Source organism: Thermanaeromonas sp. DSM 22490, from assembly GCF_056378755.1.
On sequence record NZ_JBJHHE010000015.1, the window covers coordinates 68465 to 83460 of the forward strand.

At 49.9% G+C, this 14996-nt stretch carries 15 protein-coding genes; 9 read left to right on the forward strand and 6 right to left on the reverse strand.

The features are described from left to right. Nucleotides 1-41 precede the first annotated feature (41 nt). From mnmE to rpmH, 6 genes are all read right to left on the reverse strand, one after another. Nucleotides 42-1421: a tRNA uridine-5-carboxymethylaminomethyl(34) synthesis GTPase MnmE gene (gene mnmE / locus AC1BI1_RS10750; protein ID WP_476717290.1), complete on the reverse strand. Its 1380-nt coding sequence runs from the start codon at nt 1419-1421 to the stop codon at nt 42-44. Between the two features lie 118 nt (nt 1422-1539). Beyond that, entirely contained in the window at nt 1540-2160 is a 621-nt protein-coding gene (gene jag, locus AC1BI1_RS10755) for an RNA-binding cell elongation regulator Jag/EloR (protein WP_476717291.1), read from the reverse strand. Further along, entirely contained in the window at nt 2157-2834 is a 678-nt protein-coding gene (locus AC1BI1_RS10760; RefSeq protein WP_476717292.1) for a YidC/Oxa1 family membrane protein insertase, read from the reverse strand. The genes jag and AC1BI1_RS10760 overlap by 4 nt, the downstream gene beginning before the upstream one ends. Before the next feature lie 69 nt (nt 2835-2903). Beyond that, a complete protein-coding gene (yidD, locus tag AC1BI1_RS10765) occupies nt 2904-3122 on the reverse strand; it encodes a membrane protein insertion efficiency factor YidD (RefSeq protein ID WP_476717293.1) in 219 nt (72 codons plus the stop codon). After that, complete coding sequence (gene rnpA, locus AC1BI1_RS10770; RefSeq protein ID WP_476717294.1) at nt 3119-3478, reverse strand: ribonuclease P protein component; 360 nt, start codon at nt 3476-3478, stop codon at nt 3119-3121. The genes yidD and rnpA overlap by 4 nt, the downstream gene beginning before the upstream one ends. Before the next feature lie 13 nt (nt 3479-3491). Beyond that, a complete protein-coding gene (gene rpmH, locus AC1BI1_RS10775) occupies nt 3492-3626 on the reverse strand; it encodes a 50S ribosomal protein L34 (protein ID WP_476717295.1) in 135 nt (44 codons plus the stop codon). A gap of 205 nt (nt 3627-3831) precedes the next feature. Here rpmH and dnaA point away from each other — a divergent pair, with 205 nt between their 5' ends. The 9 genes from dnaA (at nt 3832) to AC1BI1_RS10820 (ending at nt 14882) form a co-directional block, all read left to right on the forward strand. Beyond that, a complete protein-coding gene (dnaA, locus tag AC1BI1_RS10780) occupies nt 3832-5166 on the forward strand; it encodes a chromosomal replication initiator protein DnaA (protein WP_476717296.1) in 1335 nt (444 codons plus the stop codon). 124 nt (nt 5167-5290) lie between these two features. Then, a complete protein-coding gene (gene dnaN / locus AC1BI1_RS10785) occupies nt 5291-6412 on the forward strand; it encodes a DNA polymerase III subunit beta (RefSeq protein ID WP_476717297.1) in 1122 nt (373 codons plus the stop codon). Nucleotides 6413-6435: 23 nt separating this feature from the next. Then, complete coding sequence (gene recF, locus AC1BI1_RS10790; RefSeq protein ID WP_476717298.1) at nt 6436-7497, forward strand: DNA replication/repair protein RecF; 1062 nt, start codon at nt 6436-6438, stop codon at nt 7495-7497. Nucleotides 7498-7521: 24 nt separating this feature from the next. Then, complete coding sequence (remB, locus tag AC1BI1_RS10795; protein ID WP_476717299.1) at nt 7522-7812, forward strand: extracellular matrix regulator RemB; 291 nt, start codon at nt 7522-7524, stop codon at nt 7810-7812. A 17-nt stretch (nt 7813-7829) separates the two neighbouring features. Further along, nucleotides 7830-9743 carry a DNA topoisomerase (ATP-hydrolyzing) subunit B gene (gene gyrB / locus AC1BI1_RS10800; protein ID WP_476717300.1) on the forward strand — a complete coding sequence of 638 codons (1914 nt, stop codon included), beginning with the start codon at nt 7830-7832 and terminating at the stop codon, nt 9741-9743. Between the two features lie 20 nt (nt 9744-9763). Beyond that, entirely contained in the window at nt 9764-12184 is a 2421-nt protein-coding gene (gene gyrA / locus AC1BI1_RS10805) for a DNA gyrase subunit A (protein WP_476717301.1), read from the forward strand. A 116-nt stretch (nt 12185-12300) separates the two neighbouring features. Continuing rightward, complete coding sequence (pdxS, locus tag AC1BI1_RS10810; protein ID WP_476717302.1) at nt 12301-13191, forward strand: pyridoxal 5'-phosphate synthase lyase subunit PdxS; 891 nt, start codon at nt 12301-12303, stop codon at nt 13189-13191. A gap of 19 nt (nt 13192-13210) precedes the next feature. Beyond that, on the forward strand, nt 13211-13780 hold the full coding sequence (gene pdxT / locus AC1BI1_RS10815) for a pyridoxal 5'-phosphate synthase glutaminase subunit PdxT (protein ID WP_476717303.1): 570 nt from the start codon (nt 13211-13213) through the stop codon (nt 13778-13780). Then, nucleotides 13770-14882, forward strand: a complete 1113-nt coding sequence (locus AC1BI1_RS10820) for a glycoside hydrolase family 15 protein (RefSeq protein WP_476717304.1) — start codon at nt 13770-13772, stop codon at nt 14880-14882. The genes pdxT and AC1BI1_RS10820 overlap by 11 nt, the downstream gene beginning before the upstream one ends. Nucleotides 14883-14996: the final 114 nt, after the last annotated feature.

The following is a 14996-nucleotide window of genomic DNA, read 5'->3' on the forward strand; positions in this document are numbered from 1 at the left end:
TTACTCACCTCCGTTTCTCCCTCAATCCTTAGTTTAATTAATTATTTTCCCAAACAAAATTCGCTAAAAATGCGATCCAGCAGATCCTCCCGGGCTGTCTCTCCCGTAATCTCGCCCATAGACTGCCACGCTGCATATAAATCTATACTCACCAGATCCAGGGGAAGCCGCTCTTCCCAGGCTTTAAGGGCGTCTTCTACGCTTTTTAAAGCTCTCTCCAAAGCTGCCCGGTGCCGTTCTCGTAAAAGCAGGGGTTCCTCTGGACGGCGAAAGGCCCGGCCGCCCAGAACGAGATCCCGAACCGCCCTGGCCAAATCTTCCAGCCCCTCCCCGCTTTTGGCGGAAACTACCACCAAGGGCCTTCCTCCGGCCAACCGGGCCAGCCCCTCCCGGTCTACGCTATCCACCGCATCTGCTTTATTGCCTACAATTATAACAGGTTTATTCCCTAGTTCTCCTGCTATTTCTTCATCTTCTGGGGTAACCCCCGACGTCAAATCTATCACCAACAAGATCAGATCAGCCGCCGCCACCGCTGCGCGGCTGCGGGCAATACCCAAGCGCTCCAGCCCGTCAGCAGCCTTCCTCAAGCCAGCTGTATCTACCAGTTGGCAAGGAAAACCTCCCAGCTGCAAGGCCTCACTAATGGTATCCCTGGTGGTTCCCGGGATATCGCTCACAATAGCCCTTTCTTCCCGCAAAAGGGCATTCAATAGGCTGGATTTGCCCACATTAGGCCGCCCTACCAAGGCGATCTTTATGCCCTGGCTCAAAATTTTGCCCTCTTCCCAGGTAGCCAGCAGCTCAAGGATACCCTCCTTTACCCTGGCCAAGCGCTCCTTCTCCGCTGGGCTCACATCTCCTACTTCCTCCGGAAAATCCAGACTGGCCTCCACCGCTGCCAGCACACTGGTAATTTCATCTTTAAGTTCTTTAATACGTCGCGAAAGTTTACCCTCCAGCTGAGCTACCGCGGCAGCGAGGCCTAGGCGGCTGCGTGCGCGAATAATATTTATAATGGCTTCCGCCTGGGCCAGATCCAGCCGACCGTTCAAAAAAGCCCGGCGAGTAAATTCACCCGGTTCAGCCAGCCGCGCCCCGGCTTTCAAAACAGCCTCCAGCACCCGAGCGCAGGCCAAAGGGCCTCCGTGGCAGTGAAGCTCCACCACATCCTCGGCAGTGTAACTGCAGGGCGCTCGCATTACGGCAGCCAGAACCTCATCTAAAACCTCGCCGCTTTCCGGGTCTAGTGCCAGCCCCAAGCGCAGGCGATGGCTTTCCGTTTCTTTTAAAGGTTTACCCCTCTTGGACCGAAAAACCTTTCCCGCTATGTCTAGCGCCTCCGGGCCACTTACGCGCACGATACCAATACCGCCTTCTCCCGGGGGAGTAGCAATAGCAGCTATGGTATCCTCGAGCAAATCCCATTCCTCCAACAAATAAGGTGCCCAAATACACAAAACCCAGTAATACTTTTTTATGTATTACTGGGTACCTAACTACCTCGCCCTGCTGCCCAACCCTTTTTATCAATCCTTCTTATCTACGCAAGGAGATAACCACTTTGCGGTTCGGCTCTTCACCTTCGCTAAAGGTGATAATCTGGCTGTCATGCTGCAAGGCAGTATGGATAATCCTCCGATCCTGTGGCGTCATTGGTTCCAGCACTACTTTGTTGCCTGTTCGCTTAACCTTTTCGGACAAACGCCGGGCCAAGCGCACCAAAGCTTGTTCCCGACGTTTCCGGTAACCCTCTGCATCCAATACGATCTTTATCTTCTGACCTAGAATACGATTAACAGCTAGATTGGTCAAGTATTCTAAAGCATTTAAGGTTTCTCCCCTGCGCCCTATCAAGACTCCCAGTTCCCGACCATGAAAGCTAACCAAGAAATATTCGTCCCGCCGCCTAATCTCTATGCCCGCCTGAAGGGCCATGACCTGCAAAATCCGCTCCAAAAATTCCTTTATAACCTTTTCCGGACTATCAGGTAAAACAACCTTTACCTTGGCTTGTCGCGTCCCCAGCAACCCCAAAAAACCTTTGCTACCTTCTTCCAGGACCCTGACCTCCACCTCTTCTCTTCTGGCACCTAAAACTTTAAGGGCCGCTTCTACAGCCTCCTCCACCGTTCTACCGGTCATCTCCACTTCCTTCATTTGGCGCTGACTTCCTCCTTCATCAGCCCCGGCTGCCTGCGCAAGAACCATTGTTCCAAGATACCCATCAGGCTGAATACCACCCAGTAAAGGGCCAGCCCGGCTGAAAACTGGCTGCTCATCCAACCTATAAGTAAAGGCATAACTATGAGCATAGTTTTCTGGGACTGGTCCTGCGGATTAACCATGCTCGCCTTCTGCTGCAAAAAAGTAGTAACCGCTACCAGGATGGGCAAAATGAAGTAAGGATCCCTACTGCCTAAATTAGGTACCCAGAGAAAATTAGCATGTTCCATCCTCACGCCAGGGTTAGCTGCCGGGTCAAAGAACCCCCGCAGAGCACTAAATAAAGCAAATAAAATGGGCATCTGTATCAAAAGAGGCAGACAGCCGCTAAAAGGATTTATTTTTTCGGCCTGATATAATTCTAATACTGCTTTTTGAGCTTTTTGGGGGTTATTCTTATATTTTTTCTGCAACTCCTGGACCTTCGGCTGTAGCTCCTGCATGCGCCGCATGGATTTTAGCTGCTTATAAGTCAAAGGGTATAGAATTATCTTCACCGCAATGGTAAAGAAAACAATGGCTAATCCGTAGTTAGGTATCCCTATGGCTTCCGTAATATTATAGAAAAATTGGATTGATTGCGAAAGGAAGTTAATTAAGCCGCCCAAACTAACCTGCCTGCATGTCCTTATCCTTATAACTTAAGGGCAGGCAGGGCTTCACCTCCTCTTTTTGCATTAAGGAACAGGATCATAACCACCGCGGTGCCACGGGTGACAACGGCCAATCCTCTTCACAGCAAGCCACCCGCCCCGCCATAAACCATACCGATCAATGGCCTGAAGGGCATACTCCGAACAACTAGGATAAAACCGGCAGTGCGCTCCTAACCACGGAGAAAGGAGCCTTTGATACAGCCTTATCGATACAATAGCCATTTTTTGACCGCACTTCATAGTCCTTCGTTTCCTTCATTAACCAATAGTTTAGCCCGCCGGCTTAAACTTAATACTTCCTTCACTACCTCATTGTAGGAGAGCTCCTTCAGCCCCTCTCTCGCTACCAATATGACGTCAAATCCATGCCGGAAAAGATGTAAATGGCGGCGACAAGCTTCTCTTAGCAACCTTTTGGTCCGGTTGCGAACCACCGACCGCCCGATCTTTTTAGAAACTACAAAGCCAAATCTCACAAGTCCTAACTCGTTAGGCTGCCAGTAAAGAGTTAAAATTCTACTTCCCACTTTACGGCCCTGGCGGTATACCCGGCGGAAATCCCTTGAAGAGGTGATTCTACGGGCGGCCGATAGCAAATCTCTACCCCCTTTAAGCAGTTAATCTCTTTCTTCCTTTCCGCCGACGCCTTTTAATAACCTTCTGGCCCGCCCTGGTGCTCATACGCTTTAAGAAACCATGCACTCTTTTGCGCCGTTTCCGTTTAGGCTGATAAGTCCTTTTCAATCCTTTCCCTCCCCGCCAAACCGATTTGACTTAAGTTCCATAATCCCACATCACGTTACTCGGTCTTAAAAAAGGGCAATAGTCGGCAATTTAGTTAAATTATAGCCCAGTTTTTTCGTTGCTGTCAAGAAAAGGCCAGTTGCTAGTTATCCACATCTTTGTTAAGATCATTTTGCTCCTTATCCACAATCGAGGGGGGTCCTCTTTGCCGCCCATCAATTTGGAGATTGCCTGGCAGCAAGCTCTCCATTTACTAGAACAACAATTGCCAGCTGCCACTATAGACACTTGGTTCCGCCAGGCCCGTCCTTTGACTTTTAAACACCACACCCTCATCCTGGCGGTAGCCAACGAATTTGCCCGAGATTATATCCAAAGCCGTTTTTCTTCTCTGCTTCAGACTACCCTGGAAAGAGTGTTTCATCAGTACGTCAGCGTACAGCTGATTGCTCTGCCTCCAGGGCAAGAGGATATAACTTTCCTTAATGCAGCCGCTGCTCCCAGCAACGAAGAACTGTGCTATTTAAACCCCAAATATACCTTTGACACCTTTGTCGTAGGCAACAGTAACCGTTTCGCCCATGCCGCCTCCCTAGCCGTAGCCGAAGCGCCGGCCAAGGCCTATAATCCACTTTTTATATACGGCGGTGTAGGTTTAGGTAAAACCCACCTCATGCAGGCTATCGGCCATTATGTTAGGCAACACTTACCCCACTATCGCGTTATGTATGTTTCCTCAGAAAAGTTCACCAATGAACTTATTAATGCTATCCATGACAACGATACCGTGAACTTTCGCAATAAGTACCGTAACATAGATGTATTACTGATCGATGATATTCAGTTCCTAGCTGGTAAAGAACGCACTCAAGAGGAATTCTTCCACACTTTTAATGCGCTATACGAAGCCAGCAAACAAATAATAATATCCAGCGACCGTCCACCAAAAGAAATACCCACTCTGGAAGACCGGTTGCGCTCTCGTTTTGAATGGGGACTTATAACCGATATTCAGCCACCTGATCTAGAAACCAGAGTAGCCATTTTGCGCAAAAAAGCCTCCCTAGATAACCTGTACTTACCAGACGAAATTATGCTCTTCATCGCCCAGAAAGTGGACACCAATATACGCGAGTTGGAAGGAGCTTTCATACGGGTAGCAGCTTATGCGTCCTTAACAGAACAACAGCTCACCTTAGAAATTGTAGAAAAAATTCTTAAAGATGCTTTATCCCTGGCCAAGCCCAAGCCCATTACTATTCATCTCATCCAGGAAAAAGTAGCCAACTATTTCAATCTAAAACCCGAGGATTTTAAAGGCAAAAAGCGCACCCGCAACCTAGCCTATCCCAGGCAGATCGCCATGTATTTGGCCAGGGAACTAACCGACGCCTCCCTTCCCAAAATAGGAGAAGAATTCGGAGGACGAGATCATACCACTGTGCTTCACGCCTGGGAAAAAATAACCCAAGATCTGCAAAAAGATCCTGAACTCCAACAAGTTATCACCGATCTTATTCAACAGATAAAGAATCCATAAACATCTTTACCCACAACTTAAATTCCTTCTTGATCAAGGTCCATCTGTCCTTATCCACATTTCCACACGCCTTGATCAGTACTATTACTATCAAGGTAAAGATGAAGAAGGAGGTTCCCCGTACGTGCACATAACCTGCGCCCAGCCCCAGCTGTCCAACGCCGTTCAAAAAGTCTCCCGGGCCATTGCCACCACCAGCACTCTACCGTCTTTAACCGGAATTTTGTTCGCTGCCCAAGACGAAAAACTCACCCTTCACGCTACCGATCTGGAAATAGGCATAATTGTTTCTTTTGAAGCTGAGGTTGCCCAAGAAGGCCAACTTCTGCTTCCTGCCCGCATCTTTACTGATCTGGTACGCCATTTGCCTCCAGTCAATATCACTGTGAAAGGCTCTCCCGGAGGCCTGGTCAGCATAGTTTACCAACAGTCGAAGGTAGAATTGCACAGCATGGACCCCGATCAATTTCCATCTCTTCCTCAACCATCTGGAACTAATTCCTTCAAGATCTCGATCAAAGAATTTAAAGAAGCTGTAAAAAAAGTAGGGATAGCTGCCGGAAGCGAAGACCTCCGCAGCATCTATCACGGTATTCTATGGGAGGTACACCCGGAAACCGGAAAATTTGTTATGGTGTCCACCGACACCCATCGTCTAGCCTTGTATGAAGGAAAAATAAATACATCAGAAAAGACAGGCGAAATTGCTCCTATTATTCCCCATAAGGCACTGCTGGAACTATCCCGGCTCCTACCCGGTGATGAGGAAGAAGTAACTCTAATTATAGGAAGCAGCCATATCTTCGCTATAGCAGAAAATTTAACCTTTTATAGCCGTCTCTTAAACGGCCAGTTTCCCCCTTATCGCCAGGTTTTGCCTACCAGCTTTCTTACCCAGGTAGCAGTACCCACAGAAGAATTGACTCTGGCTGTGGAAAGAGCTACCTTGCTCGCCAGGGATGATACCAAGCTGCGCTCTTCCATTATCCGCTTGAAGATAGGCGAGACTTTAAAGCTTCTAAGCCAAGCTCCGGAAGTAGGGCAGCTAGAAGAAGAACTAATGGCTGAAATTGCAGGCCCCAGCGTAGAGGTAGCCCTTAACGGGCGTTACCTTTTGGAGGCTCTGAAAGTGATCGAAGACGAGACAGTGATTTTAAAGCTAAATGAGGCTTTAAAACCCATTGTCGTGCAACCCCAGGCTAGCGATAATTATTTTTGTTTGATTTTACCGGTAAGACTTGGGTAAAAATAGATATGCAGGCTGTGTTTTTGTCTAAAATCTCTTTGCATAGCTTTCGCAATCATTACCAAAAAGAGTTTACCTTTAACCGCGGCCTTAATATTCTGGTGGGACCTAACGGTGCCGGCAAAACTAATCTTCTGGAAGCCATAGCCTACCTGGCCACGGGTAGATCCTTTCGATATCACCAGGATAAAGACCTCATCAGCTTGGGCAGTGCCGGCTTTCGCCTCCAGGGTTTGGTCTACAGGGAGCAGCGAAAAATAGAAATAACCTTAGTTTACCATCCGGGTAAGAAAGAGTTGACTATTAATGGAGCACCTCACCGCTTGCTGGAACTTTTAGGAATTCTTCCCACTGTCACCTTTAGCCCTGATGATCTGTATCTAGTTAAAGGGCCGCCGGTTATACGCCGACAATTTTTGGATCGAGAAATCAGCCAGCTGGACCGCGCCTATTGCCATTCGCTCTTAACTTATCGGCGGGTTTTAAGCCAGCGGAATCTCCTGCTGCGCCAAATAAAGGCTGGACAGGCCCGAGAGGAAGAACTACAACCTTGGGACCAACAGTTGGTATCCAGCGGGCTGGCTTTGGTGAAGAAGAGAGGGGAAGTAGTGGAAAAATGGTCGGTTCTGGCCCGCCAATTTTATGCTTCTCTGGTGGAAAGACCGGAAAATATATATATATGTTACCGACCCAGCCTAAACGCAGAAGAGGACTGGTTTAGAGCTCTTTCCCTGAAACGAGCAAAGGAGATTGCAGCTGGTAGTACCCTATTAGGTCCTCATCGCGACGATTTTATCTTTGAAATCGCAGGTAAGGAAGGACGCTATTTTGCTTCCCAAGGGGAGCAGCGATCCCTCGTATTAGCTTTGAAACTGGCGGAAGTACTTTACTTTACGGAGGTCTTGAGGTTTAGGCCTGTTCTGTTATTAGATGATGTATTTTCGGAGCTGGACGGGAAAAGGCAGCGGGCTCTTTTAAATCTCATAAATCACGGAGGACAGACTTTTATAACTACCACGGACGTTGATTTTCTACCCGCGCGGCCTTTAGACGGGGGAGCTATAATAAAATTGACACCAGGCTAAAGAGCTTTATAGGGGGTGAAAGCTTTGTATCTGCACATCGGTGGCGATACGGTTATACCTTTGAAGGAAATAGTGGCCATCCTGGATTATGAGAAATTTAACCGCTCGGCCATCAACAAGGAGTTTTGGGCTATCAACAGCCACAAACTTCCCAAAAAAGAAGGTCCGATTAAGTCTTTTATTATCACCACTGATAAAAAGATCTATCATTCTTCCATTTCGTCCACTACCCTGGCCAAGAGGGCAGCTGTCTTAGGCAAGCGGTGCATTGCCCAGGAGATATCTCTTATGATATATTCTTCCTTAAATGAATAAAGTCTAGGAGGAAAGAAATGCAGGAAGAAAGGGAAGCTGCACCGGTCTATGATGCCAGCCAAATCCAGGTATTAGAGGGACTAGAAGCCGTCCGCCGCCGGCCCGGCATGTATATAGGTAATACCGGAGTACGGGGCCTGCACCAGTTGGTTTTTGAGCTGGTGGATAATAGCATAGATGAAGCTCTAGCCGGTTTTTGTACCAAAGTAGAGGTTATACTCCACAGGGATGGACGGGTGACCGTAGTTGATAACGGTCGCGGCATTCCGGTGGACATTCATGAAAAGACAGGCCTGCCTGGGGTGGAAGTGGCCCTCACCATGCTACATGCGGGAGGAAAATTTGGCGGTAACGGGTACAAAGTAGCGGGTGGGCTCCACGGAGTGGGCTTGTCTGTAGTAAACGCTTTGTCTAGCGAGCTGGTAGTGAAGGTAAAAAGGGACGGTAAAATCTTTGAGCAGCATTACTGCCGCGGGAAGAAAGTTACAGATCTCAAGGTTGTCGGTCAAGCCAAGGGAACAGGGACAATTATAACCTTTAAGCCCGACCCAGAAATTTTTGAAACAGTAGAGTTTGACCCAGAAATTATCTCTAAAAGGCTGCAGGAGCTGGCTTTTCTGAACCGCGGTTTAAAAATTATCTTTCGCGATGAGGTCCGTGACCGAGAAGAAGTATACCAGCACGATGGCGGTCTGATAGATTTTATCCGTTTTCTCAACAAAAATAAAAACGTTTTACATGCCAAACCCCTTTACTTCAGCGCCACACGGGATGATGTTCTAGTTGAGGTAGCCCTGCAATATAACGATGGCTACAATGAACTGATTTTATCCTATGTTAATAATATCCATACTACCGAAGGCGGCAGCCACGAGGTAGGATTTAAGTCAGCTTTAACCAGGGTTATCAATGAATATGGCCGGCGCTTTAATATTTTAAAAGAGACGGATGGTAACCTGGCTGGAGAAGATGTCCGGGAAGGCCTGACCGCTGTGGTGAGCGTTAAGGTGAAAGAGCCCCAGTTTGAGGGGCAGACCAAGACCAAGCTGGGTAACACGGAAGTTCGTGGCATCGTAGAGGCAATAGTAGCTGAGAATTTAAGCACATATTTAGAAGAAAATCCTACGGTAGCCAGACGTATCTTAGATAAGGCCTTAACGGCTGCCCGGGCGCGAGAGGCAGCCCGCAAGGCCAGAGAGCTTACGCGGAGGAAAAGCGCTCTGGAAGTGACTGCCCTGCCGGGCAAGCTGGCTGATTGCACCCATAAAGATCCCGCTTTGACGGAGATATTCTTGGTAGAAGGCGATTCAGCCGGCGGTTCCGCTAAACAGGGCCGGGACCGCCGTTTTCAGGCTATCTTGCCTTTACGAGGTAAGATTTTAAACGTGGAAAAGGCCCGGATAGATAAGATTTTAAACAACGAAGAAATTCGGGCCATCATTACTGCCTTAGGGACAGGCATTGGTGATGATTTTAATATTGAAAAGCTCCGGTATCACCGGACCATCCTTATGGCCGATGCGGATGTTGATGGGTCCCACATCCGCACCCTGCTTTTGACCTTTTTCTATCGTTATATGCGCCCCCTGATCGAAAGGGGTTATGTATATATAGCCCAGCCGCCTTTATATAAAGTATCCCGGGGCAAAGAAGTCCATTATTTGTACAGCGAGCAGGCGCTGGAGAACTTCCTGGCCTCCCGCAACGGAGAGCGCTGGGACATACAGCGTTATAAGGGTCTGGGCGAGATGAACCCTGAACAGCTATGGGAAACCACCATGAACCCCGCTACGCGTACCCTCCTGCAGGTCACCCTGGAAGATGCGGTGGCGGCGGACGAGATTTTTAGCATCCTTATGGGCGATCGCGTTGAACCCAGGCGAGAATTTATTGAGAAACACGCACATGAGGTACGGAACCTGGATATTTAAGATAAGAGGAGTTGACCGACTTGCCGGCTGAAGCTATCGGTACTGTCCTGCCGGTAAAAATTGAAGAAGAAATGAAGCGCTCCTACATCGATTATGCCATGAGCGTGATTGTAGGACGCGCTTTGCCCGATGTCCGCGACGGGCTAAAACCCGTCCACCGGCGCATCCTCTATGCCATGTATGAGGCTAATATGACGCCGGATAAACCATATAAAAAATCGGCTCGCGTAGTGGGCGATGTTCTGGCCCGCTACCACCCCCACGGGGATGCTGCTGTCTATGAGAGCATGGTCCGCCTGGCCCAGGATTTTGCCAGCCGCTATCCCTTAATCGACGGCCACGGCAACTTTGGCTCCATAGACGGTGATTCTCCGGCCGCCATGCGTTATACCGAAGCCAGGCTTTCCAGCCTGGCCATGGCTATGCTGGCAGATATTGAAAAGGACACGGTGGATTTTATCCCTAACTATGACGGCACTTTAAAGGAACCGGTGGTATTGCCCGCGCGCTTTCCTAATCTTTTGGTCAACGGGTCCGCCGGCATCGCCGTCGGCATGGCCACCAACATACCGCCTCATAATTTAGGAGAAGTTATAGACGCTTTGGTGCTCCTCATTGAAAAACCGGATGCCGGCCTAAAGGAGCTTTTGCAGGTAGTAAAAGGTCCAGATTTTCCTACCGGGGGCCTAATCATAGGCCGCGAAGGCATACGGACCGCTTATCGCACCGGACGGGGCACCATCAAGATTCGCGCCAAGGCTCAGATTGAAACCCTTAGCGGCGGCAAAAGCCAAATTGTTATCACCGAGGTACCCTATCAGGTTAACAAAGCTCGCCTTATCGAAACCATTGCCGAGTTAGTCCGGGAAAAAAAGATAGAAGGTATAAGCGATCTGCGGGATGAATCGGACCGGACAGGATTGAGGGTGGTTATAGAACTTAAGCGCGATGTGCAGGCGCGGGTGATATTGAATCAGCTTTACAAGCACACCCAGATGCAGGAGAACTTCGGCATCATTATGCTGGCCCTGGTAGACGGAAGGCCTAAAGTTTTAAATTTAAAAGAGATGATGGAGCATTATCTTAAGCACCAGAAGGATATTGTCACCCGCCGCACCCGGTATCTGTTAAGCCAGGCCGAAGGCAGGGCCCACATTTTAGAGGGCCTGCGCATTGCCCTGCAATACCTCGATGCTGTGATCAGGACCATCCGCCGTTCCCCGGACGTGGATACGGCTCGCAAAGCCTTAATGGAGAATTTCTCTTTGAGTGAGAAACAAGCCCAGGCTATTCTCGATATGCGCTTGCAACGGTTGACGGCCCTGGAGAGGGAGAAATTAGAGGAAGAATACCAGGAGTTACAGAAAAAAATAGCTTACTATCGAGAAGTCCTGGCTAGCGAAGCCAAAGTGATGCAAATTGTGCGCGACGAATTATTGGAAATAAAAGCCAAGCACGCTGATCCCCGGCGGACCCAGATTGTGGCCGAGGAAGAGCACTTAGATGTGGAAGACCTCATTGCCGAGGAAGATGTGGTCATCACCGTTACTCACAGGGGCTATATCAAGCGCCTGCCGGTGGACACGTATAAGAGCCAGAAGCGGGGAGGCCGGGGAATCCAGGCTATGGCCACCCGAGAAGAGGATTTTGTAGAGCACCTCTTCGTGGCCACTACTCATCACTATCTCCTCTTCTTTACTAACAAAGGTAAAGTCTACCGCTTGCGAGCCCATGAAGTACCGGAAGGCACCCGTCAGGCCCGGGGTACGGCCCTAGTGAACCTCATTTATTTAAGCCAAGGAGAGAGGATCACGGCGGTTATCCCTGTTAGGGATTTTGAGGAGGAAGCATACCTCTTCATGGCCACGCGACAGGGTACGGTTAAAAAGACTCCCTTAAGCGAATACCGGACTTCGCGGCGCGACGGGTTGATTGCCCTGGCCCTGGAGGAGAGCGATGAGCTCATTGGTGTGGAATTGACTCGTGGAGAAGATGAAATTATCTTGGCCACTCGGCAGGGAAGGGTTATCCGCTTTAGCGAGGTGGAAGTGCGCAGTATGGGGCGTACAGCTCACGGGGTACGGGGTATTAATTTAGAGGAAGGCGATGAAGTCGTAGGCATGGCCCGGCTATATCCGGGAGGTGAAGTAGTACTGGTTTCCGAGAGGGGATTCGGGAAACGCACTTTCCTGGAGGAATACCGGGGTCAGAGCCGCGGAGGCAAGGGGTTGATCGGTATGAAGATTACCGAAAAAACCGGCCCCCTATCCGCCCTGGTGGTAGCCCGGGAAGAAGACGAACTTATGCTGATTACAGCCGAGGGATTACTCATCCGTTTGAATGTGGCGGATATTTCCCGCCAGGGCCGCTATACCCAGGGGGTTACCCTCATGCGCCTGGAGAAAGAGGACAAGGTCATGGCGGTAGCTAGGATACAGTGAAGAAATATTTAACAAAATAGCTTTTTATTAATCAATATCAAAAACAGGTTGCAGGCCTGAACATTTATGTTGTAAAATCACTTACAGTTAATCTTATTTTCAAGGGGGGAGTGGGTGTGGCTGCAGCAGAAAAAGGCACCTGGACAGTAAAAAAGGGTTTGGCCGAGATGCTCAAAGGTGGAGTGATTATGGATGTCACCACCCCCGAGCAGGCCAAGATTGCGGAAGAAGCCGGCGCCTGTGCGGTAATGGCTTTAGAAAGGGTGCCTGCCGATATTCGCGCTGCCGGTGGGGTGGCGCGCATGGCCGACCCTACAGTTATTTTACGCATTATGGAAGCGGTCACTATTCCGGTGATGGCTAAGGTACGTATCGGCCATTTTGTGGAAGCCCAGATCCTGGAGGCCCTGGGAGTAGATTATATTGATGAGAGTGAAGTACTGACCCCAGCTGATGAAGAGTTCCACATTAACAAGCACGCCTTTAAAGTCCCCTTTGTCTGTGGTGCGAGAAACCTAGGCGAAGCCTTAAGGCGCATTGGCGAAGGGGCAGCCATGATCCGCACCAAGGGAGAGGCGGGAACGGGTAACGTGGTGGAAGCAGTGCGCCATATGCGCCTTATTATGAGCGAGATCCGGCGCCTGCAAAATATGCCTGAGGAAGAGCTTATGACCTTTGCCAAAAACATTCAGGCACCCTATGAGCTGGTAGTGGAAACTAAGAGGTTAGGGCGCTTGCCGGTAGTTAACTTTGCTGCGGGGGGTATTGCTACCCCGGCCGACGCGGCCTTAATGATGCACCTGGGAGCGGACGGTATTTTTGTAGGGTCGGGCATCTTCAAATCAGCAGACCCCATGAAGAGGGCCCGTGCGATTGTAGCCGCTACCACCCATTACAACGATCCCCATGTCCTGGCCGAGGTTTCCAAGGACTTGGGAGAAGCTATGCCTGGTATTGATATTGCTACCCTGCGCGAGGAACAACGTATGCAGGAGCGCGGTTGGTAAAGAGAGGAAGATAAGGGTTATGGTCATAGGAGTGCTGGCCCTGCAGGGAGCCTTTCGTGAACACATATGGAAATTGGAAGCCTGTGGGGCATTCGGTAAAGAAATACGTAAAAAAGAACAGTTGCAAGGAATCGAAGGTCTTATTATTCCCGGGGGAGAAAGTACCACCATCGGCAGGCTGATGGTGGAATTTGATTTAATGGAACCCATTCGGCACCTGGCGGAAGAAGGCATGCCTATTTTCGGCACCTGTGCCGGTATGGTGCTGCTGTCTAAGGAAATCGTTGACAGCCAGCAGCCGCGCCTAGGATTAATGGACACCAGAGTGAGGCGCAATGCCTTTGGCCGCCAGGTAGACAGCTTTGAGGTGGACCTGGAAGTGCCTCTGCTGGGGGAGTCCCCTGTCCGCGGGGTCTTTATTCGCGCACCTTATGTGGAGGAAGCCTACCCACCGTCTGAGGTACTGGCTACCTTTGAAGGCAAGATTGTGGCGGTCCGGCAGGGGAAACTCTTAGCTACAGCTTTTCACCCCGAGCTAACCGACGACCTTCGCTTTCACCGCTATTTCTTAAGCACTGTTGCCCGATAGCCCCCAGGGGAGGGAGTGCTTTTTACTGGAGGACCTGCTTAGGAAAAGCATAGCCATCCTTAAAAAGTATCAGACTCCCGAAGGAGCCTTTCCCGCAGCGCCGAATTTCGAGCCTTACCGTTATGTCTGGCTGCGGGATGGTACATTTATAGCCTATGCCCTGGATCTGGTGGGAGAAAAAGAAGCTGCGGCAGCCTTTTATTCCTTTATGTCCCGTACTATCTTAAAGCATAGCCATAAAATAGAGCGGGCTCTTAAGGCCGTAGAGGAGAAGCGGCCTATTGATGATACCCTTTGCCTGCACACCCGTTATACCCTGGCAGGTAAAGAGGGCCGGGAGCCGTGGGGCAACTTCCAGCTGGACGGATACGGCATCTTTTTGTGGGGCCTGGCCGCTTACCTCAAAAACGGCGGCTGGATGGATGAGGCTTACCGCGAAACCGCACACCAGATCACCCGTTATCTCTGCGGCCTGTGGAATATCCCTTGCTTGGATTGCTGGGAGGAATACGGGGAATACCGCCATCCCTCCACTCTAGCAGCCATATACGGCGGTTTAAAAGCCATTTTACCCTGGCTTAGCCCTACTTGGGAGGAACAGGTGGTGGACGTTTTAACCGCTTTGCCGGCAAAAATCCGGGAAGAGTTTGTCCTGGAAGGTCATTTTGTTAAATTTGCCGGCTCTACGGAGGTAGATGCCAACCTTTTATGGCTGGCTTTGCCTTTTGGAGTTTGTTCCCCGGAGGATCCCATCTTCCTAGCTACGGTGGCCAAAATAGAAAAGGACTTGCGGGGCAGGGGAGTCAAGCGGTACCGTGCCGATACTTATTACGGAGGCGGCGAATGGCTGATTCTGGCTTGCTGGCTGGCCTGGTACTACCGCCTTCTCGGCCGCTCCAAGCAAGCGCAGGAGCTTATGGAATGGGTAGCAGCTCAGGCGGATGAGGAGGGCCAGCTTCCCGAGCAGGTGCCCCAGAATCTCACCTCCGAGGAACATTATTCCTACTGGGTGAACCGCTGGGGTCCTATAGCCAAGCCTCTCCTTTGGTCTCACGCTATGTATATTATCGCGGGCCTAGAAACTGGTAAGATCCCAGTATAACTGGCTGAGTTATCCTCAGTTTTTGCCAGGGAGGCAAGTAGCAGTAAAATAAATCTAGGTAAAAGCCATAGATTACCATAGGGGCAGGAAAAAACGAAAAAAGGGAGAACCTCC

What these genes read in the sequence shown, in the direction of transcription:
- gyrB (WP_476717300.1), top strand. Translation starts at nt 7,830, where the DNA reads ATGCAGGAAGAAAGGGAAGCTGCACCGGTCTATGATGCCAGCCAAATC.
- jag (WP_476717291.1), bottom strand. Translation starts at nt 2,160, where the DNA reads ATGAAGGAAGTGGAGATGACCGGTAGAACGGTGGAGGAGGCTGTAGAA.
- yidD (WP_476717293.1), bottom strand. Translation starts at nt 3,122, where the DNA reads ATGAAGTGCGGTCAAAAAATGGCTATTGTATCGATAAGGCTGTATCAA.
- pdxT (WP_476717303.1), top strand. Translation starts at nt 13,211, where the DNA reads ATGGTCATAGGAGTGCTGGCCCTGCAGGGAGCCTTTCGTGAACACATA.